Genomic DNA, 5400 nt, shown 5'->3' on the forward strand with positions numbered 1-5400 from the left:
CTTGATCGAAACGCTCTTTAACAACTGAATCAAGCAATTCGTGTGGGTGCTTGTGGATGTAAGACTGGTAGTCGCAAGATTATCAGCATCACAAAGCAACACTCGTGAATTCGAGAGTTACTCTTTCTTGTAAAGAGATTTGCGATTGCTGAGCCAAGTTTAGGGTTTTCTCAAAACCCAAGCAGTATTGAACTGAAGAGTTTGATCATGGCTCAGATTGAACGCTGGCGGCAGGCCTAACACATGCAAGTCGAGCGGATGAAGGGAGCTTGCTCCCTGATTTAGCGGCGGACGGGTGAGTAATGCCTAGGAATCTGCCTGGTAGTGGGGGACAACGTTTCGAAAGGAACGCTAATACCGCATACGTCCTACGGGAGAAAGCAGGGGACCTTCGGGCCTTGCGCTATCAGATGAGCCTAGGTCGGATTAGCTAGTTGGTGAGGTAAAGGCTCACCAAGGCGACGATCCGTAACTGGTCTGAGAGGATGATCAGTCACACTGGAACTGAGACACGGTCCAGACTCCTACGGGAGGCAGCAGTGGGGAATATTGGACAATGGGCGAAAGCCTGATCCAGCCATGCCGCGTGTGTGAAGAAGGTCTTCGGATTGTAAAGCACTTTAAGTTGGGAGGAAGGGCAGTAAGCTAATACCTTGCTGTTTTGACGTTACCGACAGAATAAGCACCGGCTAACTTCGTGCCAGCAGCCGCGGTAATACGAAGGGTGCAAGCGTTAATCGGAATTACTGGGCGTAAAGCGCGCGTAGGTGGTTCGTTAAGTTGGATGTGAAAGCCCCGGGCTCAACCTGGGAACTGCATCCAAAACTGGCGAGCTAGAGTATGGCAGAGGGTGGTGGAATTTCCTGTGTAGCGGTGAAATGCGTAGATATAGGAAGGAACACCAGTGGCGAAGGCGACCACCTGGGCTAATACTGACACTGAGGTGCGAAAGCGTGGGGAGCAAACAGGATTAGATACCCTGGTAGTCCACGCCGTAAACGATGTCGACTAGCCGTTGGGATCCTTGAGATCTTAGTGGCGCAGCTAACGCATTAAGTCGACCGCCTGGGGAGTACGGCCGCAAGGTTAAAACTCAAATGAATTGACGGGGGCCCGCACAAGCGGTGGAGCATGTGGTTTAATTCGAAGCAACGCGAAGAACCTTACCAGGCCTTGACATGCAGAGAACTTTCCAGAGATGGATTGGTGCCTTCGGGAACTCTGACACAGGTGCTGCATGGCTGTCGTCAGCTCGTGTCGTGAGATGTTGGGTTAAGTCCCGTAACGAGCGCAACCCTTGTCCTTAGTTACCAGCACGTTAAGGTGGGCACTCTAAGGAGACTGCCGGTGACAAACCGGAGGAAGGTGGGGATGACGTCAAGTCATCATGGCCCTTACGGCCTGGGCTACACACGTGCTACAATGGTCGGTACAAAGGGTTGCCAAGCCGCGAGGTGGAGCTAATCCCATAAAACCGATCGTAGTCCGGATCGCAGTCTGCAACTCGACTGCGTGAAGTCGGAATCGCTAGTAATCGTGAATCAGAATGTCACGGTGAATACGTTCCCGGGCCTTGTACACACCGCCCGTCACACCATGGGAGTGGGTTGCTCCAGAAGTAGCTAGTCTAACCTTCGGGAGGACGGTTACCACGGAGTGATTCATGACTGGGGTGAAGTCGTAACAAGGTAGCCGTAGGGGAACCTGCGGCTGGATCACCTCCTTAATCGAAGACACCGGCTTCTTCATAAGCTCCCACACGAATTGCTTGATTCATTGCGAAGACGATTGGGTCTGTAGCTCAGTTGGTTAGAGCGCACCCCTGATAAGGGTGAGGTCGGCAGTTCGAATCTGCCCAGACCCACCAATGTTGTGGGGCGCAGGCTTCAAGACATTGGGGCCATAGCTCAGCTGGGAGAGCGCCTGCTTTGCACGCAGGAGGTCAGGAGTTCGATCCTCCTTGGCTCCACCACCACTCGTTAGAGTTCAGAAATGAACATTTTCAGTTTTTCTGTGGAATGTTGATTTCTGGTCTTTACCAGAATCGTTCTTTAAAAATTTGGGTATGTGATAGAAGTAGATTTGAGTGATCACTTTCACTGGTGATTGTTCAAGTCAAGGTAAAATTTGCGTATTCTCTAATGCAAATTTTCGGCGAATGTCGTCTTCACGTTATAGACAGTAACCAGATTGCTTGGGGTTATATGGTCAAGTGAAGAAGCGCATACGGTGGATGCCTTGGCAGTCAGAGGCGATGAAAGACGTGGTAGCCTGCGAAAAGCTTCGGGGAGTCGGCAAACAGACTTTGATCCGGAGATCTCTGAATGGGGGAACCCAGCCATCATAAGATGGTTATCACACACTGAATACATAGGTGTGTGAGGCGAACCAGGGGAACTGAAACATCTAAGTACCCTGAGGAAAAGAAATCAACCGAGATTCCCTTAGTAGTGGCGAGCGAACGGGGATTAGCCCTTAAGCTTCTTTGATTTTAGCGGAACGCTCTGGAAAGTGCGGCCATAGTGGGTGATAGCCCTGTACGCGAAAGGATCTTAGAAGTGAAATCGAGTAGGACGGAGCACGAGAAACTTTGTCTGAATATGGGGGGACCATCCTCCAAGGCTAAATACTACTGACTGACCGATAGTGAACCAGTACCGTGAGGGAAAGGCGAAAAGAACCCCGGAGAGGGGAGTGAAATAGAACCTGAAACCGTATGCGTACAAGCAGTGGGAGCCTACTTTGTTAGGTGACTGCGTACCTTTTGTATAATGGGTCAGCGACTTATTTTCAGTGGCGAGCTTAACCGAATAGGGGAGGCGTAGCGAAAGCGAGTCTTAATAGGGCGTCTAGTCGCTGGGAATAGACCCGAAACCGGGCGATCTATCCATGGGCAGGTTGAAGGTTAGGTAACACTGACTGGAGGACCGAACCGACTACCGTTGAAAAGTTAGCGGATGACCTGTGGATCGGAGTGAAAGGCTAATCAAGCTCGGAGATAGCTGGTTCTCCTCGAAAGCTATTTAGGTAGCGCCTCGTGTATCACTGCTGGGGGTAGAGCACTGTTTCGGCTAGGGGGTCATCCCGACTTACCAAACCGATGCAAACTCCGAATACCAGCAAGTGTCAGCACGGGAGACACACGGCGGGTGCTAACGTCCGTCGTGAAAAGGGAAACAACCCAGACCGTCAGCTAAGGTCCCAAAGTCATGGTTAAGTGGGAAACGATGTGGGAAGGCTTAGACAGCTAGGAGGTTGGCTTAGAAGCAGCCATCCTTTAAAGAAAGCGTAATAGCTCACTAGTCGAGTCGGCCTGCGCGGAAGATGTAACGGGGCTCAAACCATGCACCGAAGCTACGGGTTCAACGTAAGTTGAGCGGTAGAGGAGCGTTCTGTAAGCCTGTGAAGGTGAGTTGAGAAGCTTGCTGGAGGTATCAGAAGTGCGAATGCTGACATGAGTAACGACAATGCGAGTGAAAAACTCGCACGCCGAAAGACCAAGGGTTCCTGCGCAACGTTAATCGACGCAGGGTGAGTCGGTCCCTAAGGCGAGGCTGAAGAGCGTAGTCGATGGGAAACGGGTTAATATTCCCGTACTTCTAGTTACTGCGATGGGGGGACGGAGAAGGCTAGGCCAGCTTGGCGTTGGTTGTCCAAGTTTAAGGTGGTAGGCAGAGATCTTAGGTAAATCCGGGATCTTAATGTCGAGAACTGATGACGAGCTTTCTTTTAGAAAGCGAAGTGGTTGATGCCATGCTTCCAGGAAAAGCCTCTAAGCTTCAGGTAACTAGGAACCGTACCCCAAACCGACACAGGTGGTTGGGTAGAGAATACCAAGGCGCTTGAGAGAACTCGGGTGAAGGAACTAGGCAAAATGGCACCGTAACTTCGGGAGAAGGTGCGCCGGTGAGGGTGAATGATTTACTCAGTAAGCCCATGCCGGTCGAAGATACCAGGCCGCTGCGACTGTTTATTAAAAACACAGCACTCTGCAAACACGAAAGTGGACGTATAGGGTGTGACGCCTGCCCGGTGCCGGAAGGTTAATTGATGGGGTTAGCGCAAGCGAAGCTCTTGATCGAAGCCCCGGTAAACGGCGGCCGTAACTATAACGGTCCTAAGGTAGCGAAATTCCTTGTCGGGTAAGTTCCGACCTGCACGAATGGCGTAACGATGGCGGCGCTGTCTCCACCCGAGACTCAGTGAAATTGAAATCGCTGTGAAGATGCAGTGTATCCGCGGCTAGACGGAAAGACCCCGTGAACCTTTACTATAGCTTTGCACTGGACTTTGAATTTGCTTGTGTAGGATAGGTGGGAGGCTTTGAAGCGTGGACGCCAGTTCGCGTGGAGCCAACCTTGAAATACCACCCTGGCAACTTTGAGGTTCTAACTCTGGTCCGTTATCCGGATCGAGGACAGTGTATGGTGGGTAGTTTGACTGGGGCGGTCTCCTCCTAAAGAGTAACGGAGGAGTACGAAGGTGCGCTCAGACCGGTCGGAAATCGGTCGTAGAGTATAAAGGCAAAAGCGCGCTTGACTGCGAGACAGACACGTCGAGCAGGTACGAAAGTAGGTCTTAGTGATCCGGTGGTTCTGTATGGAAGGGCCATCGCTCAACGGATAAAAGGTACTCCGGGGATAACAGGCTGATACCGCCCAAGAGTTCATATCGACGGCGGTGTTTGGCACCTCGATGTCGGCTCATCACATCCTGGGGCTGAAGCCGGTCCCAAGGGTATGGCTGTTCGCCATTTAAAGTGGTACGCGAGCTGGGTTTAGAACGTCGTGAGACAGTTCGGTCCCTATCTGCCGTGGACGTTTGAGATTTGAGAGGGGCTGCTCCTAGTACGAGAGGACCGGAGTGGACGAACCTCTGGTGTTCCGGTTGTCACGCCAGTGGCATTGCCGGGTAGCTATGTTCGGAAAAGATAACCGCTGAAAGCATCTAAGCGGGAAACTTGCCTCAAGATGAGATCTCACTGGAGCCTCGAGCTCCCTGAAGGGCCGTCGAAGACTACGACGTTGATAGGCTGGGTGTGTAAGCGTTGTGAGGCGTTGAGCTAACCAGTACTAATTGCCCGTGAGGCTTGACCATATAACACCCAAACAATTTGGCTGTTAGACGGTTGAAGTCGACAAACAAACCGAAGATTTGCAAGAATTCGCAAAATACCTGATTATCACGTACCCATTTGGCTGTAGCGGCTCATCCCGATACGGCAACCGAATTGCTTGACGACCATAGAGCGTTGGAACCACCTGATCCCATCCCGAACTCAGTAGTGAAACGACGCATCGCCGATGGTAGTGTGGGGTCTCCCCATGTGAGAGTAGGTCATCGTCAAGCTCTTATCTCAAACCCCCGACCAGCTCAGCTGGCCGGGGGTTTGTCTTTGCA

The 5400-nt window shown here is 51.7% G+C and carries 2 tRNA genes and 3 rRNA genes; all 5 read left to right on the forward strand.

Annotated elements, in window-relative coordinates:
• Positions 1 to 189: 189 nt before the first annotated feature.
• Positions 190 to 1726: ribosomal RNA gene (locus N8H22_RS19965) — 16S ribosomal RNA — on the forward strand.
• Between the two features lie 64 nt (positions 1727 to 1790).
• A tRNA-Ile gene (locus N8H22_RS19970) sits at positions 1791 to 1867 on the forward strand.
• A gap of 29 nt (positions 1868 to 1896) precedes the next feature.
• Positions 1897 to 1972: transfer RNA gene (locus tag N8H22_RS19975), tRNA-Ala, on the forward strand.
• 234 nt (positions 1973 to 2206) lie between these two features.
• Positions 2207 to 5097 (forward strand): 23S ribosomal RNA (locus tag N8H22_RS19980).
• Positions 5098 to 5233: 136 nt separating this feature from the next.
• Positions 5234 to 5349: ribosomal RNA gene (rrf, locus tag N8H22_RS19985) — 5S ribosomal RNA — on the forward strand.
• The 16S, 23S and 5S rRNA genes sit together here with 2 tRNA genes alongside, the layout of an rRNA operon.
• The last annotated feature ends 51 nt before the right edge of the window (positions 5350 to 5400 follow it).

Origin of the sequence: Stutzerimonas sp. S1 (assembly GCF_025966695.1) — a bacterium.
Classification (GTDB): domain Bacteria; phylum Pseudomonadota; class Gammaproteobacteria; order Pseudomonadales; family Pseudomonadaceae; genus Stutzerimonas.